At 28.8% G+C, this 24736-nt stretch carries 19 protein-coding genes; 6 read left to right on the top strand and 13 right to left on the bottom strand.

What is annotated here, in order from left to right; translation table 11 throughout:
• Positions 1-5 precede the first annotated feature (5 nt).
• Entirely contained in the window at positions 6-1628 is a 1623-nt protein-coding gene (locus tag LPB03_RS06090) for a LysM peptidoglycan-binding domain-containing protein (protein WP_231953141.1), read from the top strand.
• 98 nt (positions 1629-1726) lie between these two features.
• On the opposite strand, the gene LPB03_RS06085 is transcribed toward LPB03_RS06090, so the two are convergent.
• The gene (locus LPB03_RS06085) at positions 1727-2242 is read right to left on the bottom strand and encodes a hypothetical protein (protein WP_065318768.1); all 516 of its coding nucleotides are present in this window, start codon (positions 2240-2242) and stop codon (positions 1727-1729) included.
• A gap of 107 nt (positions 2243-2349) precedes the next feature.
• Positions 2350-5613 carry a cytochrome c biogenesis protein gene (locus LPB03_RS06080; RefSeq protein WP_065318769.1) on the bottom strand — a complete coding sequence of 1088 codons (3264 nt, stop codon included), beginning with the start codon at positions 5611-5613 and terminating at the stop codon, positions 2350-2352.
• 113 nt (positions 5614-5726) lie between these two features.
• Here LPB03_RS06080 and LPB03_RS06075 point away from each other — a divergent pair, with 113 nt between their 5' ends.
• Positions 5727-6302 carry a hypothetical protein gene (locus LPB03_RS06075; protein WP_065318785.1) on the top strand — a complete coding sequence of 192 codons (576 nt, stop codon included), beginning with the start codon at positions 5727-5729 and terminating at the stop codon, positions 6300-6302.
• A 119-nt stretch (positions 6303-6421) separates the two neighbouring features.
• Here the strand turns inward: LPB03_RS06075 and LPB03_RS06070 are convergent, their stop codons facing one another.
• From LPB03_RS06070 to LPB03_RS06055, 4 genes are all read right to left on the bottom strand, one after another.
• Positions 6422-7789, bottom strand: coding sequence for an NAD-dependent succinate-semialdehyde dehydrogenase (locus LPB03_RS06070; protein ID WP_065318786.1), 1368 nt, complete (start codon positions 7787-7789; stop codon positions 6422-6424).
• Positions 7790-7807: 18 nt separating this feature from the next.
• Positions 7808-8584 (bottom strand): TIGR03915 family putative DNA repair protein, encoded by a 777-nt coding sequence (locus LPB03_RS06065; protein ID WP_065318787.1) that lies wholly within the window; start codon positions 8582-8584, stop codon positions 7808-7810.
• On the bottom strand, positions 8584-9846 hold the full coding sequence (locus LPB03_RS06060; protein ID WP_065318788.1) for a putative DNA modification/repair radical SAM protein: 1263 nt from the start codon (positions 9844-9846) through the stop codon (positions 8584-8586). Before LPB03_RS06060 ends, LPB03_RS06065 begins: the two co-directional genes overlap by 1 nt.
• 170 nt (positions 9847-10016) lie before the next feature.
• Positions 10017-10502, bottom strand: coding sequence for a YciE/YciF ferroxidase family protein (locus tag LPB03_RS06055; RefSeq protein ID WP_065319360.1), 486 nt, complete (start codon positions 10500-10502; stop codon positions 10017-10019).
• Positions 10503-10689: 187 nt separating this feature from the next.
• On the opposite strand from LPB03_RS06055, the gene LPB03_RS06050 reads away from it, so the two are divergent.
• Positions 10690-11775, top strand: coding sequence for an endonuclease/exonuclease/phosphatase family protein (locus LPB03_RS06050; RefSeq protein ID WP_065318789.1), 1086 nt, complete (start codon positions 10690-10692; stop codon positions 11773-11775).
• A gap of 67 nt (positions 11776-11842) precedes the next feature.
• Here the strand turns inward: LPB03_RS06050 and LPB03_RS06045 are convergent, their stop codons facing one another.
• On the bottom strand, positions 11843-13360 hold the full coding sequence (locus tag LPB03_RS06045) for a GH3 family acyl-acid amido synthetase (protein ID WP_065319361.1): 1518 nt from the start codon (positions 13358-13360) through the stop codon (positions 11843-11845).
• Between the two features lie 204 nt (positions 13361-13564).
• On the opposite strand from LPB03_RS06045, the gene LPB03_RS06040 reads away from it, so the two are divergent.
• Positions 13565-13891: a hypothetical protein gene (locus LPB03_RS06040; protein WP_065319362.1), complete on the top strand. Its 327-nt coding sequence runs from the start codon at positions 13565-13567 to the stop codon at positions 13889-13891.
• An 84-nt stretch (positions 13892-13975) separates the two neighbouring features.
• Here the strand turns inward: LPB03_RS06040 and LPB03_RS06035 are convergent, their stop codons facing one another.
• On the bottom strand, positions 13976-16588 hold the full coding sequence (locus LPB03_RS06035) for a zinc-dependent metalloprotease (RefSeq protein WP_065318790.1): 2613 nt from the start codon (positions 16586-16588) through the stop codon (positions 13976-13978).
• A 211-nt stretch (positions 16589-16799) separates the two neighbouring features.
• On the opposite strand from LPB03_RS06035, the gene LPB03_RS06030 reads away from it, so the two are divergent.
• Positions 16800-17924 (top strand): vWA domain-containing protein, encoded by a 1125-nt coding sequence (locus LPB03_RS06030; protein WP_065318791.1) that lies wholly within the window; start codon positions 16800-16802, stop codon positions 17922-17924.
• Between the two features lie 90 nt (positions 17925-18014).
• Complete coding sequence (locus LPB03_RS06025; RefSeq protein WP_065318792.1) at positions 18015-19478, top strand: MoxR family ATPase; 1464 nt, start codon at positions 18015-18017, stop codon at positions 19476-19478.
• A 73-nt stretch (positions 19479-19551) separates the two neighbouring features.
• Here the strand turns inward: LPB03_RS06025 and LPB03_RS06020 are convergent, their stop codons facing one another.
• The 5 genes from LPB03_RS06020 to LPB03_RS06000 all read right to left on the bottom strand — a co-directional run bounded on the left by LPB03_RS06020 (position 19552) and on the right by LPB03_RS06000 (position 24732).
• The gene (locus tag LPB03_RS06020; protein ID WP_065318793.1) at positions 19552-20046 is read right to left on the bottom strand and encodes a YdeI/OmpD-associated family protein; all 495 of its coding nucleotides are present in this window, start codon (positions 20044-20046) and stop codon (positions 19552-19554) included.
• A 49-nt stretch (positions 20047-20095) separates the two neighbouring features.
• On the bottom strand, positions 20096-20449 hold the full coding sequence (locus LPB03_RS06015; RefSeq protein WP_170324197.1) for a DUF6686 family protein: 354 nt from the start codon (positions 20447-20449) through the stop codon (positions 20096-20098).
• A gap of 10 nt (positions 20450-20459) precedes the next feature.
• Positions 20460-22655, bottom strand: coding sequence for a PepSY domain-containing protein (locus tag LPB03_RS06010; protein WP_065318794.1), 2196 nt, complete (start codon positions 22653-22655; stop codon positions 20460-20462).
• A 99-nt stretch (positions 22656-22754) separates the two neighbouring features.
• Entirely contained in the window at positions 22755-23249 is a 495-nt protein-coding gene (locus LPB03_RS06005; RefSeq protein ID WP_065318795.1) for a DUF2271 domain-containing protein, read from the bottom strand.
• 4 nt (positions 23250-23253) lie between these two features.
• Positions 23254-24732: an ankyrin repeat domain-containing protein gene (locus tag LPB03_RS06000; RefSeq protein WP_065318796.1), complete on the bottom strand. Its 1479-nt coding sequence runs from the start codon at positions 24730-24732 to the stop codon at positions 23254-23256.
• Between the last annotated feature and the right edge of the window lie 4 nt (positions 24733-24736).

Genomic DNA, 24736 nt, shown 5'->3' with positions numbered 1-24736 from the left:
AATATATGAAGCATTTAAAATTTTTTGTTTTTCTGTGTATTTTATCGTTCACAGTTTCTTGTGGACAACAAAACAGATACATTCAGTATAAAGTTAAAAAAGGAGATTCTGCCAGTAAAATTGCTGAAAAATTGGACATGTCTACTAGAGATTTAATTCGTTTAAATCCTGGTATGGATACTTTACCAAAAGTAAATTCTTACATTGTAGTTCCTCAAAAAAAGTGGGATCTTCTTAACAAAAGAATTAGAGAGAATAAAGAAAACTTAAGCCAAGTAACCATAGATTCTATTAATGATTTAGATGGTTTAAATACACAACTTGACTTAACTGATGAGTTTAGAAGCAAATATGTAATTTATGAAGTAAAAAAAGGCGATACTTTTTATAGCTTGGGTAAAACTTTTGATGTTACAAGAGGAGAATTATTACTTTTAAACCCTGAATTAAAAGAAGGTTTAAAGTTAGGAATGATTTTGAAAATTAAAGAAATTCCTTTAGAAGTAACCATAGATGAAGTTTATTATGATGATTATATCAAAAGAAATAAAGACTTAAAAGTTGCTTTGTTATTACCTTTTAGAGCAGCAAGATATTCAAATGATTCGACTCGTTTAAAAGAAATCTTTGCAAATAATTCTGCCTTGGTAAATATTGCTACCGATTTTTATTTAGGTGCAGAAATTGCTGTTGATTCTTTAAGAAGAAAAGGCGTTAAAATAGACTTTAATGTTTTTGATACTGGAGATAGAAGAACAAATGAAATTAACAGAATTATTTCAAATAAAAATTTAAATAGCAACGATGTAATTATTGGTCCTTTATATTCTGAGGAAGTACAAACAGTTGCTTCCAATGTAAATATTCCAGTTATTTTTCCTGTGTACTCTAAAAATCAATCCGATTTTAATGCCTCGAATATTATCAAAACATCACCTGATAAAAAAGTTTTTAGAGAAGAGTTAGAAAATTATATTAAAGAAAACTTTACTGGTGGAAACATAATTATGGTAAGTGATGGTAAATCTGAATCGATACAAGCCATTAAAAATATGAGGTATTCTTTGCAACAAGCTGATACAATTGTTAAAAATATCTATACACTTACACCAAGTAATGGATATATTGCAAAAAGTAAATTTTTAAATGTTTTAAAACCGAATACTAAAAATTGGATCATTATAGCTACAGATGATATGGTTATCGTTTCTGATGTAGTAAATAGTTTAATTAGTTTGCCAAAAGAAACAACTGTAAAATTATTTACTTTTGATAAAGGAGATGTTTATGACAAAATTGATAATAGTAAATTAGCCAAAATTGGTTTTACCTATGTAAGTGATGATTTTGTTGATGAAACTTCTTTAGCCTCAAGAGTTTTTAGAAAGCAATATTTGAACAAAAACAATGCATTGCCTTCTTTTTATGCAACTAAAGGTTTTGATATCACTTATGATATTCTAATAAGATTAGCTTCTGGAAATGATTTGAAATCAACTTTAAAAGAAGGAATGTCTGCAAGAGTAGAAACAAAGTTCGATTATAGAAATAGCGAATTTACATCTGAAAATAAAGGTTTATTTATTGTGCAATACAACAAAGATTTATCTTTATCGAGATTGAAATAAATAACATAGAAGAAAGTTTTAAACTTTTGGTATAGTTACAAACATAAAAAAATCCGCTTTTAGCGGATTTTTTTTTATATCACAAAATTGATAAAACGTTAGATTTTTTTCATCTGCTGTTTCATCATTTGTATTTGCTCTTTTAGCATTCCGTTTTTGTCTAACTTTTTAGCTTCTGCCATTAAATTAGTAGCTTCACGTTTGCGTCTTTTAGTCATTGCAATTCCTGCTAGTTGTAATTTAGCCATTGCCAAATCATGATTCATAGACAAACCTAATCTTACAGCTTTTCTTAAATATTTTTCAGCTTGAGTAATATTTGTTTGGCTTAACATAATGCCATGTAAATAATTATAATATCCTTGTTGCTTTACAATTAATGCTTTTTCAGGATTTTTAATATAGCCTAGCCATTTTTTTGCGCCATCAAAATTTTGTTTACGCAATTGTAAAAAAGCAAGTAATATAAATTCGTTTTTAAAGTAAAATAGGATGAAAATTCCAGCTAATAATAAGATAGAAATTCCGTTCATGATATTTCCTTGGCTAAATTGATATACAGACCAAACTGTAATTAAACCTGCTAATATTAATTTTATGTTTTTATGAAACATGATTTATTTTTATAATTAAAAAATTGAAAAGCAAAAATACATTTTCTTATTAAAAGATGTTGTCAGTTCGAGTGAAATTTCTTTTTTAGAAATTTTGTGTCGAGAACTTATTTTTTGTAATGTTTTCTATATTGAAACCAAGCTAAAGTTCCTAGAATAACTACAAATCCTACACAATAGTACACAGTTGTTGGTGTTATTACTTGATCTCCACTTGCGTAAGAATGCAAACCAGATAAGTAGAAATTTACACCAAAATAGGTCATCATAATAGAAAAATAAGCAATTATTGTCCAAAGGTTAAACGTATATCTACCTCGTAAACCAGGAATTAAACGCATGTGTAAAACAAAAGCGTAGACCATAATTGAAATTAATGCCCAAGTTTCTTTTGGATCCCAACCCCAATAACGTCCCCAACTTTCGTTAGCCCACATTCCACCTAAAAAGTTACCAATCGTAAGCATTACCAAACCAACTGTTACAGCCATTTCATTGATAATGGTAATTTCTTTAATATGGATATCCATTTTCTTTTTATTGTTTTTAGTGGTGAAAACAATAAAAAACAACGCGAAAATTCCTAAAATCATTCCTAAAGTTAAAGGCCCATAACTTGCAACAATTATAGAAACATGCACTAGTAACCACCAAGAATTTAATACAGGTTGTAAGTTTGCAATTTCTGGATCTAACCAGTTTTGACTGGCAAAAAATAAAGTAACTGCTGTTACAAAAGTAGTTGCAGTAATGGTTAAAGCAGAATTTCTTCCTAAGAAAAAACCAAATAACATGGTGGACCAAGCAACGAATATTATAGATTCATAGGCATTACTCCAAGGTGCATTTCCACTAATATACCATCTGCTAATTAAACCTGAAGTATGTAAAATGAATAAAACGACAACAACTCCAATTAAGCCTTTTACAACATAATTAAGCCATTTTTTATTGCTGAATATTTGTGCAATTACAAAGAAGATTAATAATAAACTCGCAAAACCGTAATAGCGAACTAACTTGGTAAAAACGTTGAATTTATTATAGGCAATTTCTAATTCAATTTTATCATCAGAAGGATATATTGCTGCACCATATTTCTTTTGATATTTTTTAATACCCTCTAAAACTTGATTAGCTTTTGAATAATCGCCAGTTTTTTTAGCTGTTTGTAATAATTGCACGTAAAGTGGTAAAGATTTCTGAACAAAAACAGTGTCTGCAGGTTTAAAACCTTTTGTAGTAGATGTTTCAGGTTGTGAAACCCATTTGTTGTTCTCATCATCTGGAATAGGATAAATTTTTAAAATTCCACCACCAATAGCATTGTATAACAATCCTAAACGTCTATCAATCTTAATTAAATCTTTTTCAAAGTAATTTTTTACGTTTGTTTTTTGAGCTTCAGCAACTTGTTCTCTAATAATATACTCACCTCTATCTGTAAAAAAGTCAGATAATCTTGCATATTTTACTGTATCTGCCAACCCTAGTTGTTCTCTAATTTTTAAATTTTGTTTCTCTAAATAAATAGCAGGTACTTCATACCAAAGTCTAGCATTTTCTATGATAGATAACAAAACCTGACTTGGTTCCATGCCATTTAAAGTTTCTGATTGGCTAACTTTACGCACTAATTCAGAAGCAAAAGTATGTGCAGGTTTCATTCTACCACCTGCATCTTGAATAATTAGTTTGTTAAAACTTTCTGCATGTTCTAAAGAAACTAAGTTTGCTTTTAAAATAGAATCTATTTGTTGGTCTGTAACTAACCTAGCTGAATGATTTGCAGGCTGTGTTTGTGTTACCCCTAGAGGAGCTTCATGAGTGTGATTTGGATCACTATGATCATGTTCTTGATTTATTACTGGTTTTTGAGGAGTTTTATGTGTGTGATTTGGGTCACTATGATCATGATCTGCCTCTTGTGCAAAGCTAAAAGAAGAAACAAAAACAGCTAAAAGAACAGCCATCGTCAATTTTTTCTTTTTAATTTTTTTCAAAGATTTTTTTAAACTATCAAAACGTGTATGTTTTGCAAAGAAGATACAAATCATTCCTGTATATAAAAATGAATATCCTAAATAGGTAATAAAAGTACCCCACCAATCATGATTTACAGATAAGTGTGTTTGCTCTTTTTCTCCTGATAAATCATAACTAGCCTGAAATAATTTATACCCTTTATGATCTAAAATATGATTCATAAAAATTCTATAATCAAACTTTTCTTCGCCATCAATTACAGTAACTTCACTTGCGTAAGAAGCAGCACTTTCTGAACCTGGATATTTCTCTAATTGAAAATCGTTTAATTTAACTTGAAAAGGAGCTTGTAAAATTCTTGCTCCATACCACATTCTAAAATTTAAAGAATTTAAAGTGAATTCTTTAAAATTATCATTATTGAATTTTCCTCCTGTAAGTTCTACTCTTTTAGTCTCGTTATTAGCAGTTAAATCTAAAACAACAACATCTAGCTTTTTATCATCTTTTGGTCCAGAAACTGTTTCCATTGATCCTTTTGATGGATATTGAGGCACCACAAAAGGCAAACCAGCAATATTATAAAGCGATCTTAAATTAAAATCTTGCACAGTATCTTTTTGCACAGTGCCTTCTGCCATGGTTGCCATCACTTGATAAGCTCCATCAGATTTGGTTACGATTTTTAAAGAATCATTTCTTTTAAATATATTGATAGATGCATTATTATCTGTTGCATTATAACCCACTAAAATATTATGGATATTTTGAACAGTTCCAGATTTTACATAATGTTCATGTCTGCTTCCTTCTGATGATTCAACCAAAAATAAATGTTCCACACCATTTTCATCATCAATAAATTTCTTTTCAGCCCAAGGAATGTAATCTACTAATTCGATCTCATAATCTTGACCTCTAAAATTGTCGGAAAAAGACCAATTATTAGATCCCCAAGCAGATAATAAAATAGGTTCATGTAATTCTTTTTGCTCCTTATTATTATCAACAATAACATTTATATAAGTGGTTTCCGATAAAAATTGGCTGGTAGTTTCACCTTCATTAATCAACATAATGCCTTCATAACCAATGTATCTTGTGACTGCTGCACCAATTATAATTAGTAAAAATGCTGCATGAAACATAAAAGTTGCCCATTTTTCTTTTTTATATAATTTGTATCTAAAAATGTTACCAAAAAAATTGATGACAAAGAAAATTATGATAAGTTCAAACCACCAAGTATTGTAAACTAGAGCTTTAGAGGTTTGTGTGCCAAAATCGTTTTCTATAAAAGTAGCAATTCCCATTGCAACTGCAAAAAGGATAAATAAAACGGCCATTAAACGTGTAGAGTAGAGGAAACTAAAAAAATTTTTCATCCTTAATTTGTGCTTTTTAAAAGAGTTACAAATTTAAGGATAAAAGCACAAAAAGTAAGTCAGTTTCAGTTATATTTCTCTATTAAGAATTGTTAAAAAATATGACAAAATTTATGGCAGATAAACACATAATACCAAACAAAATAAGGGAGAGAGTAGAAGTTGCTTTGGGATATTATCCTCAACTAAAAAATATTCATATAGAGTTTAAAATTAAAAAAAACATAAAAAAATCTACAATGCAGGCAAGACCTACTTTTGATAGTTTTTTTAAATCTAAAAAAGATAGAAAGTTTTTAATATTGATAAGTAAAAAGTTTAAAATTTCTGATAAGGAATTTTCTACTTTAGATATTCCTGATGATATTTTTATAGGTTGGATTGGTCATGAACTAGGGCATATTATGGATTATCAAAATAGAAGTAAATTAAACCTAATATGGTTTGGTTTAAAATATTTATTTTCGGAAAATCATATTGTGGAAGCTGAGAGAGCTGCAGATGGTTTTGCTGTAAAACATAAAATGGAGGATTACATTTTAAAGACAAAGAACTTTATTTTAAATCACGCAGAAATTCCTGAAGTATATAAAAATAGAATGAAAAGATATTATTTGTCTCCAGAAGAAATTATGGTTTTGGTTAAAGACAGAGATAAAGTTGCAGAAAATATGCAGCAACTAGCCTAAATAGTATATAGAACACATATATTTATTTAAAAATCCAGATAATAACAAAGAACAAATAGGCTATTTGTTCTTTGTTATTATCTGGTAAAAATGATTTTAAGTTTATCTAAAAGGTAAGTTTAATCAACCCAAATAGTTTTTGTATTTACAAATTCTTTAACGCCAAAATCATATAATTCTCTTCCATAACCACTATTTTTTATACCTCCAAAAGGCAATCTTGGGTCACTTGCTACCAACTTATTTACAAAACTATTTCCAGCTTCTAATTGTAGAGCAATTTTCTCTCCTCTTTCAGAATTTCCTGTAAGTACTCCAGAACCCAGGCCAAAAGCTGAATTATTTGCTAATTCAATGGCTTCATTTTCGTCTTTTGCTTTTATTACAGAAGCAACTGGCCCAAAAAGTTCTTCATCAAAAGCGGTCATTCCAGGTTTTAAATCGGCTAAAATTGTGGCAGGATAATAGGCTCCTTTTTTGTTTGGAATTTTTCCGCCCAAAATTAATTTTCCTCCTTGTTTTACGGTTTTTTCTACTTGATTATGAAGTTCATCACGCAAATCAACTCTAGCCATGGGTCCATAATAAGTATCTTCATTTGTAGGTTCACCCATTTTTGCAGCTGCCATTTTTTGAGTGAACATTTTTAGAAAATCATCATAAATTTCTTCTAAAACAATAAAGCGTTTTGCTGCAATACAAGTTTGTCCATTATTTTGTAATCTTCCATAAGTAGCTACATCTGTTACTTTTTCTAAATCAGCATCTTCTAAAATAATATAGGCATCACTTCCACCTAATTCTAAAACGGTTTTCTTTAAATTTTCACCAGCAATTTTTGCTACAGAACGTCCTGCAGGTTCACTTCCAGTAAGTGTAACTCCAATAATGTTTTTATCTTCAATAATTGCTTTTATAGCATCAGAATTTATATTTAAGTTGGTAAAAACTCCTTCAGGAAAACCAGCTTTTGTAAAAGCATCTTCTAAAGCAAAAGCACAACCTTGCACATTACTTGCGTGTTTTAAAACGCCAGTATTTCCAGTCATAACTGCTGGTGCAGCAAAACGAATTACTTGATAAAAAGGAAAGTTCCAAGGCATCACTGCTAAAACAACGCCTAAAGGTTGGTAGGTTACATAACTCTTTTTAGCTTCTGTTTTTATAATTTTATCTGCCAATAATTCTTGAATATTATCTGCATAATACCTGCAAATTTTAGCACATTTTTCTATTTCGCTTATTGATTGCTTCAAAGTTTTACCCATTTCTTGAGTTGCTAACTGAGCGTATTTTTCTTTATTTTCTTCAAAAATATCGGCAAGTTTGTTCATCAATTTAGAACGCTCTGCAAATGTTGTTTTTTTCCAAGATTGATGAGTTTTATTCGCTTTCGCTACTTTTTCTTTTGCAATTTCTGGAGTTATTCTCTCATAACTTGCAATTTGCTCTTCAGTTGCTGGGTTTATACTCGTTGTTTTTTCCATAAGTTGTTTTTTTAAAATTTATAAATTAGGCTGCTTTTCACTTAAATATTTCCAATAACGTTTTGGAACATGCCTAATATGTAGTTTCATATTTTTTCGTTCTTTTATGTTTGTGCTATCAAAATAATCTTTCCAGAGTTTCTGAAAATCGAATTCTTCATTTGCAAAAAAATCTGTGGAGGTTTTTGAAAAATCAAAATTATCAGGGAAATCCATATTGATAAAATCTAACGTTTGCAAGTCATAATATAAACCATAATTTCTTTTAATGTCATAAATTACCCATTTTTGATCTGCATATCTGCTTTTAAAATGCTTTGAAATTAAAGGCAATACATTAAAATCGGGTTCAATATTTGCAAAATAAATACTGTCTTTTGTCAATCTGAAACGCACAAAAGCTTCCATTCTATGTTTTTCTCTGCTTACATTTTTTGCTATTTGAGATGTTTTTAAAACACTTGAATGTGTAAAATCCGTATCGACTTTTTCTTTATTTTTAAAAATATATTGAATATAATCTAACAAAATATTTTCAACATTAGGCTGTTCACTTAAAAAAGCATAATATATTTTGGTTGATGATATTCTGGACGCTCTTTGCTTTAAGCCTTGCCAAACTCGATCTGATTTTGTTTTGTCAGTAACAATGTTTTCGTTTTCAGAAAATAATGCATTTTGCAATACATATTCATTTTGAATAGTTACTTGTGTGAGTTTATATTCAAAAACGTAAAAAACACAGCTTAAAAAACCTTCGAAAGTGCCATCGTAAATTAAGGTTTTATTTTGCATCACTCAAATAAATTTAATTGAGGATTTAAAATTGTATCGTATTTACTCGTAGAATTTTTTAAGATAAATGCTTTTATTTTATCCGCAGTTAAATCTCTTTTTTCAAACTGATTGCTGTCACACACTAAAAAATATTGAGCTCTGTTAAACGCAATTCCTATTTTTTTTAAATGATCCCAATTTAAACGTCTATATTTTCTAGCCATTAAAATTTTGGCTACAGATTTCATACCAATACCCGGAATTCGTGCTAACATTCTTTTGTCTGCTCTATTTACATCCACAGGAAATTCATGCATATTTCTTAAAGCCCAACTTAATTTTGGATCAATATCTAAATCTAAATTCTGATGATTAATGTTGACGATTTCATTCGTTTGAAATCCATAAAAACGAGTTAACCAATCTGATTGATACAACCTGTTTTCACGTAACATGGGTACTTCACTACCAATATTTGGTAAACGATTGTCATAAGAAATTGGTACATAACCAGAATAATAAACTCTCTTTAAATTGAAGTTCTTATAATAATGTTCAGCAGTTTTTAAAATCTGAAAATCATTTTCGCCACTTGCACCAACAATCATTTGTGTACTTTGACCTGCAGGTGCATATTTTGGTGTACTCTTTATAATTTTTTTCTCAGATTTATATTGAATGATTTCATTCTTCACCTTTTCCATTGGTTTTATAAAATCTTCGAAATTTTTATCAGGAGCTAATAATTTTAAACCAGATTTGGTTGGAATTTCTATGTTTACACTTAATCTATCTGCATACAAACCAGCTTCACGCATCAACTCATCTGATGCTCCAGGAATTGATTTTAAATGAATATAACCATTAAAATTTTCTTCTAAACGCAATTTTTTGGCAACAGCCACCAAGCGTTCCATAGTATAATCTGCACTTTTAAAAATACCAGAACTTAAAAACAAACCTTCAATATAATTTCTTCTATAAAAATTGATGGTTAAATCAACCACTTCTTGCACTTTAAAAGCTGCGCGTTTTACATCGTTACTTTTTCTAGTTACACAATAAGCGCAATCAAAAATACAGTGATTTGTTAGTAGTATTTTTAATAAAGAAACACATCTGCCATCTTCTGTATACGAATGGCAAATTCCCATTCCTGTTGCATTTCCTAAACCTTTATTTGTGTTCGTTCTTTTGCTTCCACTCGAAGAACAAGAAACATCATATTTAGCAGCATCTGCTAAAATTTTCAGTTTTTCTAAAGTGCGTTCAAAAGACATAAATAGTTGTTATTTAGTTGTTTGTTTTCTTTGTTTAGTAAATTTGTGAAGGTTGATTTCAACTTACAATTTAAAGAATAATATTGATAAAATTCTTTAAATGAATAACAAAATCGCATAAAAAAACCGATTTTAAAATCGGTTTTTGAATGTGTAATTTTTATTTAAAATTAGGCAATTGCTTCTTCATTAATTCTTCTTTTCGCCATTTTCCCTAATTTTTCATCTACAGTATATTTAGCATCTAAAATTTCTTGTAGTTTAGATGAAACTTCATTCATATCTAATTCTTTTGCATATCTAACAGCTGTTCCATAAGCAGAAATTTCATAATGCATAATTCTTTGAACACGAGCAATAATTCCTGCATCTTTTACATTTTTAGTCATATCGTGTTTTAATAATCCATTTGCTTCTTTAATCAAACCTTCCATAGCTTCACATTTCGAATTTCCTGGATTAATATCTAAATCGTCTGCAATTTTTCTTACTTTATCAAACTGGTTATTTGTTTGCTCTTGATATTTTTCAAGCAAATTTGTTAGTTCTTTATCATCTGTTGCAGCAATAAATTCTGGAAAAGCTGCTTTTAATTGTTTTTCTGCTGAATAAATATCTTGTATTTCGTGTCCGAATAAATCTTTTAAAGTTTTCATATCTTGTATGTGTTTTTTAATTAATAGTATTTGTTTACTCAAATTTACAACTCAAAAAAGCTTTCCTTTTGCTCATTTAATTGAGTTCTTGCCACAAATAATAGTTTAACAAAGTCTTTGAGTATCTTTAACATTTTTTTAGATTTACATTTTATGCTTTATTTTAACAATTAAGTTATCTCAAAATATGTTTAAGAAATTTTTGATTGGTTTTGGTATGTTAGCAATTCTGTTAACAATTACGCCATTTATAGCAGTAGATTATTGGTGGATTAGAGCTTTTGATTTTCCTCATATTCAATTAACTTTTTTAACAGCTTTAGCCATTGTCACTTATTTTATTAAGTTTGATTTTAAAAGTAAAAAGGATTATATTTTTATGACAATACTTGTAGGTTGTTGTGTTTTTCAATTCGCAAAAATTTATCCTTACACAGCTTTTGCAGGTTATGATGTTTTAAACGCGTCAGAAAATACAGACAATTCTATTAAGATTTTAACTGCGAATGTTTTGCAAAAAAATAAAAAATCGCAAAAAATTATAAACGAAATCAATGTATTAAAACCAGACATTATTTTATTAACAGAAGTAAATAAAAGATGGTTAAATGAATTAAATAAAAGTGCTACAAATTCTTATAGGTACAAACACGAAATTCCTTTAGATAATGCTTATGGAATGGCTTTGTATTCTAATTTAGAGTTGATAAATCCGCAGACTAAATACTTGGTGAGCGACAGTATTCCATCTATAGAGGTAAAAGTTATTTTAAAAGGTGGAGATACAATTCAAATGTATGCAATTCATCCAACTCCTCCTATGCCTCAAGAAAACTCTATGTCTACTGATAGAGATACAGAAATGATGTTTACTGCAAAAATGAGTTTAGAGTCTGATTTACCAGTAATTGTTTTGGGCGATTTTAATGATGTTGCTTGGTCTGAAACTTCTCAATTATTTAAAAATGTAAGTGAACTATTAGATGCTAGAATTGGTAGAGGTTTGTTTAATACCTATTCTGCAGATAGTTATATTTTAAAATGGCCTTTAGATCATATTTTTATCTCCAAAGAATTTAGAGTTAAAAAAATGGAAGTTAGAGAGGATATACATTCTGATCACTATCCTTTATATACAGATTTTAGTTTTGAACCAGAAAAAGCTTTTGAGCAAAAACCAAAACAAGTAGACAAAGAAGATTTAAAAGCAGCAAATGATCAAATTAAAAACTTCGAAAAGAATGATCCTCGAACAAAAAAGCTCAATAAATAACTTTTAAATTTAATTCATAAAAAAACTCAAGAAATTCATCTTGAGGTTTTTTATTTTTAGAGAAAATTTAGTTTACAAACTCTTCCCATTCAGCAAATTTATCTTCTTTCATAACACGTTCCATTTTTACTTGGCCACCTTTTTTCTTGTTTTTATCACTCCATTCATAAAATTTTTCTTGAGGAATTATTTTTACTTTAACTCCTTTTAAAGCTTTACTTCTGGCAACTTTATAATTTTTATTGGCATCTTTTAAGAAAGTATCTAAAGTATCTGCAACTTCATTTTCATCAGCATTTAAATCGGTTCCTAAATACCAAGAGTGATAAAATTCACCATCTTCAAAACGTTTTGCACAAATTGTATATTCTGTAATTTCTGTGTTATATGTTTCTTCTAAATGCTTCATGGCATCATCCATTTTATTAACAGATAATTGCGAACCCACTGTATTTAAAAAGAATTTAGTTCTTCCTGTAATTTTAATTTCTGCTTTTTCAATATCTGTAAAAGCAATTGTATCACCAATTAAATAACGCCAAGCACCAGAAACTGTACTAATAATTAAAATATAATCTTGGTCTAATTCCACGTCTTTAATAGAAATTGCAGGCGCACTTTTCTTTAAAGAACCATCCTCTTTTATATAATCTGGATTCATAGGTACAAACTCAAAATAAATTCCGTTTTCGGTATTTAATTGCATGGCATTTGCATCTGGTCTTATTTGTGTGGCAATGTAACCTTCAGAGGCTAAATAAGTGTCAATTACTGTAACTGGTTTTCCTAAAAGTGCATTAAAACTTTTTTCATAAGGGCTAAAAGCAACTCCACCAGAAGTGTACACTTGTAAGTTTGGCCAAACTTCGTGAATGTTTTCTACATTATGATATTTAATCACTTCCTTCATCATCAACTCAATCCAAGCAGGAATCCCACTTAAAGCACCAATATCCCAAGTTTTTGCATTTTCTGCGATGTTTGCAACACGTTCATCCCAATCATCAATTTTAGCAATTTCTTCTCCAGGTTTGTAATATCCTTTAAACCAAAAAGGAATATTACTTGCACTAATTCCGCTGATTTCTCCTTCTAAATGATCGTTTTTTTCTTTTAAATCTGTAGAACTACCCAACATCATAATTTCTTTTTCAAAAAAATCTGCTGGTAAATCAAAATTGCTTAAAGAAGTTACTTGCTTAATGCCAGAACTTTTTATGGCGTCTATCATTTCATCTGTTACAGGAATTCTTTTACTTTTTTTTCCTGTGGTTCCAGAGCTTAAAGCAAAATAAGAAGGTGTTCCTGGCCAAGTTACATCAGTTTTACCTTTGTGTAATTTACTCCACCATTTTTTGTTGATTTTATTGTAATCAAAATATGGCACTTCATCTGCAAAAGATTCTTGTAAATCATCACTTAATAAAATTGTTTTAAAGTGATATTTTTCTCCGAATTTGGTGTTTTTAGCAGTTTCTAATAAGTTTTTCAATACTTTTTCTTGATTTTCAATTGGGTTAGATTCAAATGAAAATGTATCTGTTAGGTTGATAACGCCTTTAATAATGTTTCCTAAAATAGCCATAGTTGTTGGTTTTATACAAAGATGCTTTTTTATCAACTTTAAAAGTATCTCAATTACATTTAATTGTAATTCATTTAAGAAAATGATGTTTTCTTCTAAAATATAATTTGATAAAATAATATTTGAGTTAAAATAAAAACTGTTTGCAATAATACTTATGAATGATTTTGATGTTCTTTGATGAGAATTAAAATAAACCACATTATGGAAAACGCAAAAAATGAGTTAGAGTTAATTAAAAAATATCAAGCAAAAGGGTATTCACACAATTTTAGAGTTGTAGATAATACCTTAATAGATAATTCAACTAAAAAAGAATTTAAAGCAGAAGATATTTACATAGTTGCAGAACATAGATTTGAAGGGATGAGTAATCCTTCTGATATGTCAATATTATATGTATTAGACATGGAAGATACTAAAGGAACTTTTTTAGCTTCTTATGGTTCTGCTGCAGATACAGAAGTTGCTGAATTTTTTAATACAGTACCTAAAGAAAATTTGACTAATGATGAAAATATTTTAATGTAATTATCCAGGTTACATTATAAGTAAAATAAAAAAATCGCAATCTAAAGTTTAGATTGCGATTTTTTATTTGAGTAATTTTAAGAATTATTTTATTTCTTTCATTGCATTTGTAATCAACGTTTTTAAGTGGTTTTTATGTGCTTTTGTAGCAACATCACCTCTGTTATTACTTACCCAAGATTTAATTTTCTCTAAGTTATAAATTGCCATAGATCTAGAGGCTACAGTAAATCTGCTACTTGCTTTTCCAGAAACTATCTCGATTAATTGTTTTGTATAAGCAGCTTGTAAATTTTGACGGAAAGAATTTACACTTCCATTAATATCAGCAACAAACATCATATTATTTAAATCGGTCATAAAAGCAGATAATTTATATTCATTACCATACAATTCTGAATTAGACAATCTTTGTAATGTATTTGGATGCATAATATGTGCTAAAATACTAGTTTGATAGGCTAAAACTTGCTCATGAATTTTAGGGTCTTCAGTTCCGCTAAAGAAATTGTAACCTCTTCTTTGTCTTGCTAAATAGTTGTAAACTTCATTTGGAGTATCAAAAGAATTAGGAGCAAAAATGTATTTTTCTAAAGCATTCATTGCTCTTTTTTGATCTTTTAAACTTACTGGAGTAAAAGGTTGTGTAGCTCCATCTTGCCCAAAAGTAGCTCTATCAACATACACACCTCCAATAAATCTAGATACTACACCACCAGCAATTGCAGTTTGACTATGTAATGTATAAAAAGCTCTTCTTAACTCTTCAAAAGTTTCTCCTTTTTTAGTGAATTGCGTTTTCAAGTTTTTCATCATGTCATTTACCAATTCAAACCTATTTACGGAATAAGTAATTTGATCGCTAGATAAATCTCCAATCATAACTCTTGGATCAATTGCTTTTCCTGGAGCACGCATATCATCTGCATCATTCCCAAAAATTAGTTGAGGTTCTGTAGATTTTTCTAACAAAGTATTTCTTTCTGATTCATTTTTAAAAGGCGTATATCCAAATTGAATTGCCCAAACATCATAAGGACCTACAGCCATGTCATAATATTGTCCTTGTTTGCTTCTATCATTGGTAATATTAATACCTGCATAATCCATTACAGATCCAGTTAAAGCTTTTCCTTTAATAAAATTTGCATCTGCTAATTGTTCTGGAGTATATAAAATACTTGCTTTCATATTATGATTTAATCCTAAAGTATGCCCAACTTCGTGCATTATTAAAGATTTCATTCCTTCTTTTTTAATACCTTCCATTTCTAACTCAGTTGCTCCAGTAGCTTGTAAAACAGCAGTTCCAAGTTGTAAATTCTCGTGCATAATATGACCAGCAGAACAAAATAATAAGTTATTTTTAGCTAAATATTTTTTAACTTCTAATTCTTGAGAAGTTTCCAAATTCATGTTTGCAGCTGCATTATTATATAATTTATCAGCAAAAACACGGTTTGTAAAATGTACAAATTCTAACATAATGTCTGCACCTAAAATTTCTCCAGTTCTAGGATTTACAAAACTTGGTCCATAACCACCAAAAGGAGGATTAGGAGAAGACGTCCAACGTAAAACATTATATCTTACATCTCCAGCATCCCAAGTTGCACTATCTGGTTGCATTTTTACAGCCATTGCATTTTTAAAACCCGCTTTTTCAAAGGCTTCGTTCCAAGCTAAAACACCTTCTTTAATAGTTTCTCTCCACTCAACAGGAGTCGATTTTTCCATCCACCAAGTAATTGGAGTAACAGGTTCAGAAATTGCAGCATCTGGATTTTTCTTTACCAACTTCCATCTATGAATCATATCTCTATAATTAATAGTTGCAGTGGTTGTCATATCATTTGTTTGCGTTAAAAAGTAACCAACTCTAGCATCATCCATTCTAGGTTTGTAATCGCTTTCTGGCATATTCATAAACGTATGAAAAACCTTAATAGAAACACTTCTACCATCTGTTACTGCTTGAGAACCACCATTTATTACAGCAGGATTGCTATACACATATTCTGTTTTTATGTTGGTGTTTTCTGGGTAGTTTTTAATTTCGTTTATTTTAGATTTGTTTTTATCTAAACTTCCTAAACTAAAAGCGAAAGGAGATTGACCAGGAAATCTTGGTTGTTTAATTCTTGTAAATGTTTCTGATAAGAATAAACCATCAGCATCAATTAAATATTCGCCTTTTTCATCATCAGAGGCTAAAAGTTTACCACTTGCAAGCACAGCATCACTAATATTAGCTTCAGAAGATTTTGAAAGTGCACTGTTTTTATCAAAATAAAAGGCAGTGTTTGGAGCTAAAAACTCTAATCGATTAAAATATTTTATAACATGGAATACAGAATTTGCTCTAAAAGAACCTCTAAAAGCACCTGATTCTGTAACTCCATTGGCAATTTGAGAAAAGTAAATAAAGTCTTTGTTTAGCTGGTCTTCTTTTACCAATAATTTTACACTCCCAGTAACTGTATCTTGATAAATAGTAAATAAACCTTCAATTTTTTTACTACTTTTTGTTAAATCAGCAATTGTTTTATCTTTCTTTTTGGGTACAGCTTTTTGAGTTGGAGTTTCTTTTTTCTTTTTTTTCCAAAATTGTGCATTTGTATTTTGAACGCCAGTTACTGCCAGGGTTAAAAACAATGTACATACAACTTTGAATCTTGTAGATGTTACTATTTTCATAAAATTTAGTTTGAATTAATTAGGTTAACAAGTTAGTTTTTAGGTAGCTAAATAAATGTTAATTTTATTATAAAAAAAACAGCTACTCAGTAAAGACTTAGTTTTTAAAGAATAGTTACATTTTTTAGGAATAAATTTTTTGAATGAACACATATATTAAAGCAATGTTAATCTTTTTAAAACCATAAATTAATGACGTATTTTTATACTGATGAAAAACAAGAATAAAAGAAACGGTTTTGTCTTTACTACTTATGAGGCAGATAAACAGTCGCCTTTTGAGAAATTATTTGATATTTTTAAAGAATTAATAACCCATACTTCTGGAGATTTTGATGAAGCTATAGATTGGTTACGTTCTTTAGATAAAGAATATAATTTAACAGACGAAAATTATACAATTGATGATTTTATTGAAGATCTTAAAAAGAAAGGTTATATAAAAGAAGAAATAAAAGGAGATGGAACTGGAGGTACAAAAATTACTTCTAAAACAGAACGTGCAATTCGTCAGCAAGCTTTAAATCAGATTTTTGGTAAGATAAAAAGGAGTGGTGCTGGAAATCATAAAAGTAAATCTCCAGGAATAGGAGATGAGCACACAGGAGATTTTAGAGCCTATCAATTTGGTGATGCTTTAGATAAAGTTTCTATGACTGAAAGTATTAGAAACGCCCAAATTAATAACGGAATTGATAATTTTAATTTAACTGAAAACGATTTGGTGGTGGAAGAAACCATGCATAAAAGCCAAATGAGTACAGTTTTAATGATTGATATTAGTCACTCTATGATTTTATATGGTGAGGATAGAATTACACCAGCCAAAAAAGTAGCGATGGCTTTGGCTGAATTAATTACAACTCGCTATCCAAAAGATACCTTAGATATTATTGTGTTTGGAAACGATTCTTGGCCTATAAAGATTAAAGATTTACCATATTTACAAGTAGGGCCTTATCACACAAATACAGTTGCTGGTTTGCAATTGGCAATGGATTTATTGAGAAGAAAACGAAATACCAACAAACAAATTTTTATGATTACTGATGGAAAACCAAGTTGCTTACGTTTGCCTGATGGACAGTATTATAAAAACAGTAATGGTTTGGATAAATATATTGTTGATAAATGTTATGGAATGGCACAACAAGCCAGGAAATTACACATACCAATTACCACTTTTATGATTGCACAAGACCCATATTTAATGCAATTTGTAAAAGCATTTACACAAGCAAATCAAGGAAAAGCATTTTACACTGGCCTAAAAGGTTTAGGAGAAATGATTTTTGAAGATTATGAAACAAATAGAAAGAAAAGATTAAGAGGATAAAATTAAAAGAGAAAGGAAAATAGAGTTTAGAGAAAAGATGAGAAAATCTATTTTCTTTCGTCTATTTTCTTTTTTCTCAATTAAAGATATATGATAGAAAACATAAATACATTCGGAGAATTAGTAAAATCAGGATACAAATCAAAATCAATTAAAGACGAGTTACGTGAAAACTTAATCAGTAAAATGATGAGTAAAGAAACCGTTTTTAAAGGAATTCATGGTTATGAAAATACAGTAATTCCTGAATTAGAAAGAGCAATTTTAAGCAGACATAATATTAATTTATTAGGGTTAAGAGGACAAGCAAAAACTCGTTTGGCAAGATTAATGGTCGATTTATTGGATGAATATATTCCAGTTGTGGAAGGTTCAGAAATTAATGACGATCCCTTAAATCCTATTTCAAGATTTGCAAAAGAATTAATTGACGAAAAAGGAGATGAAACTCCAATTTATTGGTTGCATAGAAGTGAGCGTTTTGCAGAAAAATTAGCAACTCCAGATGTTACTGTTGCAGATATTATTGGAGATGTAGACCCTATAAAAGCAGCAAACTTAAAATTAAGTTATGCAGATGATAGAGTAATTCATTATGGAATGATTCCAAGAGCAAACAGATGTATTTTTGTGATTAATGAATTGCCAGATTTACAAGCTAGAATTCAAGTTGCTTTGTTTAATATTTTGCAAGAAGGAGACATTCAGATTCGTGGTTTTAAATTGCGTTTGCCTTTAGATATGCAGTTTGTTTTTACTGCAAATCCAGAAGATTACACCAATAGAGGAAGTATTGTAACTCCTTTAAAAGACAGGATTGGTTCGCAAATTTTAACACATTATCCAGAAGATATAGAAACTGCCAAAACAATTACACAACAAGAAACAGATAAAGCTAGTGCACAAAAAGAATTTATTCAAGTGCCAGAATTAGCAAGAGATTTGTTAGAGCAAATTGTTTTTGAAGCAAGAGAAAGCGAATTTATTGATGCAAAAAGTGGTGTGAGTGCGCGTTTAAGTATTACAGCTTTTGAAAACTTGTTAAGTACAGCAGAAAGACGAGCATTATTGTCTGGAGATTCTAAAACGATGATTCGTTTAAATGATTTTGACGGAATTATTCCTGCAATTACTGGAAAAGTAGAATTGGTGTATGAAGGTGAGCAAGAAGGAGCGCAAGTAGTTGCAGAAACGTTAATTAAAAATGCCATTAAAACATTATTCCCAACCTATTTTCCAGAGATAAAAAAGCTAGAAAAGCAAAGTGCAGAAACACCTTATGACGATATTATTTCGTGGTTTTTTAATGCTGATGAAGATTTCGAATTGTTAGATGAACATACTGAACAAGAGTATAAAAACGAGTTGGATAAAATTACTCCTTTAAATGCCTTTTTAGAAAAACATCAACCAAATATGAATACAGTAGATGGTTATTTTGTAAAAGAATTTATTCTTTGGGCTTTGGTTGAGTTTAAAAAACTAAGCAAACATCGTTTTGCAGAAGGGACACAATTCAGAGATCCTTATGGTAATTTTATGAGTGGATTGTAGAATTTAAATATTTAATTAATTTAGACCTCACAGGTTTTTAAAACCTGTCAGGTCTTTTTTTATTGAAATTTTTTTACTCCAACTTAAACATTTTTATTGGCTCAAAATTTCTTCTCTTTAAATTTTCGCACATAATTAAAGCTTTGTCAATTTTTTGTTGACTTGTTTTAAAACGTTTCAAACCATAAATTATACTTCTTTGTTTGCCTTTTGTGAGCGTTTCAAAAATTTTAAAAGCTTCATAATCTGTTAAGAATACTTCTTCTAATTCTTCAGGAACATCCACTCCGTATTTAGAAGTATCTTCAAAAAGTTGCATTTCAAATTCATCACCTAAAGATAAATTAAGCTCTTTTTGTTTCTGCTTGCTAAACATCATTTTAAAATTTCCAGAATTTTTATCTCTTTTTACAGCTGCATAAAAGTCTAAAATTTTATCATTAAAGAAGAGTTTTACTTTTACACGACTCATGTTTTTATCTGCAAAAGACGTATAAATTTCTTTTGGAATAAAAATATTGTAAATATCTATATGTGTAATTTTAAATATTGAGCTTTTTAAAATCATTGTTTTATTTAATTTTAAGAAACTAATATAAATATTCTTTCTACATATATCAATTTAAAATTAAAGGGACATCAATTTCTGAAGGTGAAATTATTTTGATGAGGTTTTTTTGATCAATTTCTAATAAAGTTTGCAATTCTTTAATTTCATGCATATCAAAAATTAAAATTAAATTTTCATGAGAAGTTGGAATAGGAATTTTTCTTTTTTGAGTAGAGCACGAATTATAATCTAACCAATAATTTACATCGATTTGAGCAACGTAAGATTTAAACTTTTTTAATTGATCACTCGTAAATTGAAAGAAAATATTTTTAAAAGTTACAGCATAAACTTTACAACCTTTACATAGGGATATTTCTCCATTTTTAACACTAGATATTATTTTTGAATTTTTGCACATATGCTGTTTTTTAATAGCAATCTGTTTTTATTTGACCTCTATTTATAAATTCAGTTAAAGAGGTATTTAAATGAGTATTTACAATTTTTTCTAATTCACTTTCCACGCCTTTTTGCATGGCAATAGAACCACAAATCATAATTACATTTCCGTTTTTTAAAACATCTACAACTAATTTAGCATGATTTTTTAAAATATACTGAACGTATATTTTTTCTTGCTGCTCTTGAGAAAACACAGATTTGAAAGTTGATAGTGATTTGTTTTCTAATGCAATATTGATTAAATCAGTATAAATTTTTATAGATTCTTTTGTTTTTCCTCCCCAAAATAAATGAATTTTCTTCTTTTTATTTTTTTTGATCATTCCTAAAAAAGGCGCAATTCCTGTTCCGTTTGCAATTAAGATACCTTCAGTTGCTTTTTTAGGAAAATGAAACTGTTTATTTTCTTGAATATGAGCACTTAAATTTTCATTTAATTGAAGGTTATTTAAATATGTTGAGCAAACCCCAAACTCATGTTTTTTAATGCTTAATAAAATAGTTTTGTCAATTTTTGCAACAGAATATAATCGATTTTTATTTTCATTTTTTAGGCTGATGGAAAGCAAATCTCCTGAAACAAATTTCACTTTTTTAGAAGGCTTTATTTTTAGTAAAAAAGTATCATCAACATTTTGATTTGTTTTTTCTAGCACCTTAAAATCTATGTTTTCTTTTGATGTTTTTTTGATGTCTTCCTCATGAATGTTTAACACTAACTGATTGTTAAAACTCCATTGTTTAACCCAAATTTTAAAAGATTCAAAAGATTGGTTATCGATTTTGTAAATAGGAAGTGTAGGAATAAATTTTTCATGAATTTGCAAATTAGCGTGTGCCAAAATTGCAAACTTGCAAAACTCAGGATATGCTTTTGAGCCAAAACCAACAACTGCAAATTTTAATATATTTTGTTGTTTTATTTTTTTGCTAATTTCAATGAATTTATTGGCATTTATGGGTGCATCTCCATCTCCATAAGTTGCTGTAAATATGATGATGTTTTTTGCTTCTTTATAAGTTGTATATTCATTTAAAGTGGTGATAAAAACCTTTTTGTCGATTTTTAATAAAGCATTGTAAAATGCATTTGCAAAATTAAAAGTACTACCAGTTTCAGAACCTACCAACACTATAAACTCAGCTTTATCTTTTGTGAATTTATTATTGATATTAGTTTTAGATTTTCTCCTTTTTAAAGTCATTGAAAACCCAGAAATAATAAAAAATAAGATAGCAAAACAAGACAATAATAAAACTAAAGACCAAATAATTGAGCCTTTTCCTGTATGTAAAATAAGGCTATAATAACTCCCTAAAGAAACTAAACCTTGTTTTTTTTGTGTAATAATTGTTCCATTAAATTGATGAACAGCGAACTCTTTATTCACAGTTGTAATATTAAAATAATCTTCTTCATCACTCGAAAAAGGAAATTCTAATGCTGTTATATCACTTAGTTTCGTGGTTTTAAAAATTTCAAACTCTGTTGGTTTTAATTTTGATGAAGGTGAATTTTGAGTAATTTCTTCATGAATTGCTTTGTTTTTTGGAAGTAAAGAAAATTTCTCCAAAGACAAATAAATACCTGTTAAAGTAATGATTGCTATTGGGATTAGAAACCATTTTCCTAATATAATATGATAATATTGGTTAAAATCTTCTTTTACAACTTTAGAAAAAATCTTTTTAAAACCACCTTGTCTTTTTACAATTAAAATTGTGCCTGTAATTGAAATTAAAAAAAGCAAAAAGGAAACAAAACCAATAATAAACCTTCCTGTGGTTTTTAAAAATAAAGACCTATGTAAATTAGTTGCAAACTCAAATAAGGGAGATTTTTCAATTAAATCTCCTACTTTTTTTCCTGTTTTTGGGTTGATGTAAATTGTTTCACTTTTACCTTCTTTTGTAATTATGTTAGCAATAACAAAGTCATTTTCATCAATATTTATAGTAATCGTTTCTTCATATTCATTTTGTAAAGCAGCTATGGCTTCTGCAATAGAAATTGTTTGTGTATCAACTACATTATAGGGATTTATTTTATTTGAAATGGGTTCAAAAGCTAAAATAATTCCTGTTAAAGAAGCAACTGTAATAAATAAAGTAGCTGAAATAGCGAGTGTTAAATGGCTAAATCTCCAGATAGAAATTGTCATAAAAGTGTTAGTTCTGACTATATTTTATAAAACAATTCCACCAATTTGCAAGTTGAATCAAATTAGCTTACTTAGTGGAATTGCTGTTAATTAGGTTGGTTATTGAGGTATCATTCTTATGTAACGAATAAATCCTTTACCCTCAAGTTTAGATTTTAAATTTTCTGAAGTTAGCTCAAACTCAACATCATCTTTATGATAACCTTGATCTTCTACAGCTGTTTCAAAACGAATTTTATAGCCTTGGTTTACTTTATCTTTAGGAATTTGAATTACGCTTATAGAACGTTCTCCACCACTAATAGTTGCACCTGTAATTGCATCTATATTAGCACGTTTTTTTCCTTGAAAATTCCACCATTCTGTAATATCAAAATACCATTCATCATCATCTCCTTGTACATATAAGGTTTCTTCATATTCACCTTTAGGGTTTAATATTGAGATTACGATATAAGCACCTTCACCTGTATAATTTTTCATTTGAATCATACATTTATAAGGCGAACTTTCTGTGTATTTTTTAAAACTAAATAAAGCAGTTATCATTAATAATACAACTGGCAATAGTAAAAGGGTTCTTTTAGTCTTCATCTTCTTATTTTAAAAAGCTAATATTTACGTTTTGTTTCTTTAATAATTCATTTTCTGATGCTAAATCATATACAGTTTCATCAAAATCTGTTTTAATGGTTTTATCTGCACCAATACCTAATAAGTATTTTATGATTTTATCATCTTTGGCTTTCATTGCTGAAATTTGTAAAGCAGTAATTCCTTCTTTATTTTTAGCATTCACATCAATATTAAAACCAGCCAACCTTTTTAATAAAGCTAAATTATTTTCGTTTGCAGCAATATGTAATAAAGTGTTACCCGAGTTTTGTGGTTTGTTAATAATTAATCCGTTTTTTTCTAAAACTTTTAATTTTGCTTCAAAAGCATCTTTGTTTCTATCATTAAAACTATTAATTAAATAGTAAGAAAGTGTGTTATCATCTTTATCTAAAGTATTAATATCAGCACCTTTTTCAATTAAAAAACCAACAACATCAACAGAGTTTCTACTAACAGCATTTGTTAAAGCTGTAGCTCCTTTATTATTTTTTAGGTTGATGTTTTTAACATCTTTCTCTAAAAATTCTACAACTTTTAAATCACCTCCATTTGCAGCTACCATGAAAGGTGTATTGCCTTCATTATCTTGTAAATTTACATCTACACCTTTATCTAAAAAGAATTTATAAATATTAATGTCTTTATTATTTCTAGCAATTAAATGTAAAGGGTTTCTATTTTCATGATCAATCACATTCACCTTAATTCCTTTATCTGCTAAAAACTGATATGTTGCTAAAGTGTTGCTATTTCTTCTAGAACCTTGGCTCGCAAAAATCATTGCGTTTTTACCAGTATCAATTCCTTTATTAATTAATGTTGATAAAAATTTAGTGTTTCCACCTTTTGCTGCATATTCAAAAAAGCCATTTCCATAATTATCTTTATCATTTAAAGAAGCACCATTTGCTACTAATAGGTCTACAATTTCAAAATCTTTAACGTTAGAAGCAACTAACAATAAAGCATTTGCTCCATCATGATTTTTTTCTTTGGTGATATTTGCACCAGCTTCAATACCAAATTTGTAAATTTCTGGATTTGATTGACCAGAAGAAGCTGCAAAATTCAAGAATGTATTTCCATGTGTATCAACAATATCTGTTTTTGCGCCTTTAGAAATTAGATATTTCATGATTTCTAATTTTCCACTGTAAGCAGCCCAATGTAAATAAGTTCTTCCATCATGAGTAAGTTTATTTACTTTGTTATTATTTTTTGCAATGATATATTTAATTACATCATCATCAGCTTTAGCGTTTATAGCGTAAACAGTTGCATCAAAAGCATTTCTATTGGATTTTTCGATATCATTACCTTCTGCAATTTTTTGATTTACAGTTGCTAAACTTGGTTTAGATTCCCAAAAACTTCTGTCGTGAAAAATGTTTTGTTGTTGTGCAAATGCACTAAAACTAATCAGAAATAATAAGATTGATATTTTTTGTGAATTTTTCATTTTT

Origin of the sequence: Polaribacter vadi (assembly GCF_001761365.1) — a bacterium.
In the GTDB taxonomy this organism is placed as follows: Bacteria; Bacteroidota; Bacteroidia; order Flavobacteriales; family Flavobacteriaceae; genus Polaribacter; species Polaribacter vadi.
Note: the sequence above shows the minus strand (reverse complement) of the source record. Positions and strands in the feature narration are given on the sequence as shown.

Excerpts from the sequence above, each read along its gene's own strand:
- LPB03_RS06090 (WP_231953141.1), top strand. The coding sequence starts at position 6 with ATGAAGCATTTAAAATTTTTTGTTTTTCTGTGTATTTTATCGTTCACA.
- LPB03_RS06085 (WP_065318768.1), bottom strand. The coding sequence starts at position 2,242 with ATGTTTCATAAAAACATAAAATTAATATTAGCAGGTTTAATTACAGTT.
- LPB03_RS06080 (WP_065318769.1), bottom strand. The coding sequence starts at position 5,613 with ATGAAAAATTTTTTTAGTTTCCTCTACTCTACACGTTTAATGGCCGTT.
- LPB03_RS06075 (WP_065318785.1), top strand. The coding sequence starts at position 5,727 with ATGGCAGATAAACACATAATACCAAACAAAATAAGGGAGAGAGTAGAA.
- LPB03_RS06070 (WP_065318786.1), bottom strand. The coding sequence starts at position 7,789 with ATGGAAAAAACAACGAGTATAAACCCAGCAACTGAAGAGCAAATTGCA.
- LPB03_RS06065 (WP_065318787.1), bottom strand. The coding sequence starts at position 8,584 with ATGCAAAATAAAACCTTAATTTACGATGGCACTTTCGAAGGTTTTTTA.
- LPB03_RS06060 (WP_065318788.1), bottom strand. The coding sequence starts at position 9,846 with ATGTCTTTTGAACGCACTTTAGAAAAACTGAAAATTTTAGCAGATGCT.
- LPB03_RS06055 (WP_065319360.1), bottom strand. The coding sequence starts at position 10,502 with ATGAAAACTTTAAAAGATTTATTCGGACACGAAATACAAGATATTTAT.
- LPB03_RS06050 (WP_065318789.1), top strand. The coding sequence starts at position 10,690 with ATGTTTAAGAAATTTTTGATTGGTTTTGGTATGTTAGCAATTCTGTTA.
- LPB03_RS06045 (WP_065319361.1), bottom strand. The coding sequence starts at position 13,360 with ATGGCTATTTTAGGAAACATTATTAAAGGCGTTATCAACCTAACAGAT.
- LPB03_RS06040 (WP_065319362.1), top strand. The coding sequence starts at position 13,565 with ATGGAAAACGCAAAAAATGAGTTAGAGTTAATTAAAAAATATCAAGCA.
- LPB03_RS06035 (WP_065318790.1), bottom strand. The coding sequence starts at position 16,588 with ATGAAAATAGTAACATCTACAAGATTCAAAGTTGTATGTACATTGTTT.
- LPB03_RS06030 (WP_065318791.1), top strand. The coding sequence starts at position 16,800 with ATGAAAAACAAGAATAAAAGAAACGGTTTTGTCTTTACTACTTATGAG.
- LPB03_RS06025 (WP_065318792.1), top strand. The coding sequence starts at position 18,015 with ATGATAGAAAACATAAATACATTCGGAGAATTAGTAAAATCAGGATAC.
- LPB03_RS06020 (WP_065318793.1), bottom strand. The coding sequence starts at position 20,046 with ATGATTTTAAAAAGCTCAATATTTAAAATTACACATATAGATATTTAC.
- LPB03_RS06015 (WP_170324197.1), bottom strand. The coding sequence starts at position 20,449 with ATGTGCAAAAATTCAAAAATAATATCTAGTGTTAAAAATGGAGAAATA.
- LPB03_RS06010 (WP_065318794.1), bottom strand. The coding sequence starts at position 22,655 with ATGACAATTTCTATCTGGAGATTTAGCCATTTAACACTCGCTATTTCA.
- LPB03_RS06005 (WP_065318795.1), bottom strand. The coding sequence starts at position 23,249 with ATGAAGACTAAAAGAACCCTTTTACTATTGCCAGTTGTATTATTAATG.
- LPB03_RS06000 (WP_065318796.1), bottom strand. The coding sequence starts at position 24,732 with ATGAAAAATTCACAAAAAATATCAATCTTATTATTTCTGATTAGTTTT.